The organism is Frankia sp. Mgl5, from assembly GCF_023242985.1.
GTDB classification, from domain to species: domain Bacteria; phylum Actinomycetota; class Actinomycetes; order Frankiales; family Frankiaceae; genus Parafrankia; species Parafrankia soli.
The window spans coordinates 1-231 of record NZ_JALKFY010000391.1 but is presented as its reverse complement, the minus strand read 5'-3'; the positions used below and the strand labels follow the sequence as shown (position 1 = coordinate 231).

The window sequence follows — 231 nt, the reverse complement described above, 5'->3', positions numbered from 1 at the left end:
GTAGAGACCGATTACAAACACTTTTCGTTTGGTCACGGCGGTGATGCCGTGACGGGCCAATTGCAGCATGATCGCTACCATCCAGATCAAACCGATCGATACGTGCAGACCGTGCGTCCCCACAAGGGTGAAAAAGGCGGAGATGTACGCGCTGCGGGAAATGGTTGCCCCCTCGGCCTCCATATGCACGAACTCGTTGATCTCCAAGCCGACGAATGCCAGACCTAATGC

General features: G+C 55.4%; 1 protein-coding gene. It reads right to left on the bottom strand.

Annotated elements, in window-relative coordinates; all coding sequences use genetic code 11:
* Positions 1-231: cytochrome c oxidase subunit 3 (locus MXD62_RS09795; RefSeq protein WP_248829030.1), on the bottom strand; the 231-nt coding region annotated here is incomplete at both ends.